This window comes from Caulobacter sp. P1_B12_2 (genome assembly GCF_056406675.1).
In genome coordinates, this window is the sequence record NZ_JBFTZS010000770.1 from 1 (window position 1) to 1,129 (window position 1,129).

3 protein-coding genes are annotated in these 1,129 nt (G+C 74.5%); all 3 read left to right on the forward strand.

The window, feature by feature from the left end; genetic code table 11:
- Nucleotides 1-10 precede the first annotated feature (10 nt).
- The 3 genes from AC1DZ6_RS25635 to AC1DZ6_RS25645 are packed head-to-tail and all read left to right on the forward strand — an operon-like array spanning nucleotide 11 to nucleotide 1,019.
- The gene (locus AC1DZ6_RS25635) at nucleotides 11-301 is read left to right on the forward strand and encodes a GTA-gp10 family protein (RefSeq protein ID WP_477099902.1); all 291 of its coding nucleotides are present in this window, start codon (nucleotides 11-13) and stop codon (nucleotides 299-301) included.
- Nucleotides 298-498: a phage tail assembly chaperone gene (locus tag AC1DZ6_RS25640; protein WP_477099900.1), complete on the forward strand. Its 201-nt coding sequence runs from the start codon at nucleotides 298-300 to the stop codon at nucleotides 496-498. Before AC1DZ6_RS25635 ends, AC1DZ6_RS25640 begins: the two co-directional genes overlap by 4 nt.
- Nucleotides 495-1,019, forward strand: a complete 525-nt coding sequence (locus tag AC1DZ6_RS25645; protein ID WP_477099901.1) for a phage tail tape measure protein — start codon at nucleotides 495-497, stop codon at nucleotides 1,017-1,019. Before AC1DZ6_RS25640 ends, AC1DZ6_RS25645 begins: the two co-directional genes overlap by 4 nt.
- Nucleotides 1,020-1,129: the final 110 nt, after the last annotated feature.

Here is a 1,129-nt window from a genome sequence, read left to right on the forward strand (position 1 = left end):
GAGATCACCCATGCCCACCCCCAACCCCGCCCGAGGCGAAGTCCTCGTCCCTTTGGCCGGCGCGCCCCGCCGTCTGTGCCTCACCCTCGGCGCCCTGGCCCGGATCGAAGCCGTGCTCGGCCTCGACGACTGGAGCGCTCTGCCCGAGCGCTTCGCCCGGCTGTCGGCGAGCGAACTGCTGGCCGTGCTGGCCGCCCTGCTGGAAGGCGGCGGCGAGGATCCCGCGATCCTGGACGCCGGTCCGGTCTCGATCCCGCAGGCCGTCGCGGCGGTCGCCGCCGCCCTGGCGGCCTGCGCGTGAACACCCGCTGGCGTGACGCCCTGCGCCTGGCGACCCTGGGCCTGGCCATTCCGCCCGAGGCCTTCTGGCGACTGTCCCTGACCGAGTGGCGCGCCCTGAGCGAGGCCCCGGCCGCGCCGACGCTGAACCGCGCGGCCCTGGACGCCCTGATCGCCCGCTTCCCCGACGCCCCCGATCCCATGAGGGAGACGACATGAGCGACTTTGATGCGGATGGCCTGGACGCCGTCCCCGCCCGCGCGACCGAAGCGGCCGCCGCCCTGGCGGCCCTGCGCGCCCCGGCCGAACAGGCGGCCCGGACCATCGACGAGGCCTTCGCCAAGGCCGGAACGGGCCTGGCCCGCTCGCTGGCCCGCGCGGCCGCCGACGGCAAGGTCAGCCTGGCCGAGCTGGCGCGGGCGGTGATCGACGCGGTGTCGGCCGGATCCGGCGAAGGCGGCGGCCTGGCCCAGGCCCTGGCCAACGTCGTGAGTTCGCGCTTTTCCGGAGCCCGGGCCGACGGCGGACCGGTGCTGGCGGGCGGCGCCTATCTGGTCGGCGAGCGCGGTCCGGAGCTGTTCCGCCCGTCCGGGGCCGGGGCGATCGAGCCGCTGGGCGGCGGCGGGGTCAATGTCACGATCAACGTCCAGGGCGGCGATACGGCCAGCCTGGCCCGCTCCGACGCCCAACTGGCCCAGGCCCTGGCCCGGGCGGTGAGCCTGGGGGCGCGGCGGCTTTAGCTTTGAACCAAACTATTTAAACCGCTCATCCCGGCGAACGCCGGGACCCAGATCCCAAAGCGGTGTGGATGATCGGAGGAACTCAGAGTTCATGGCGTCAGCCACACCGC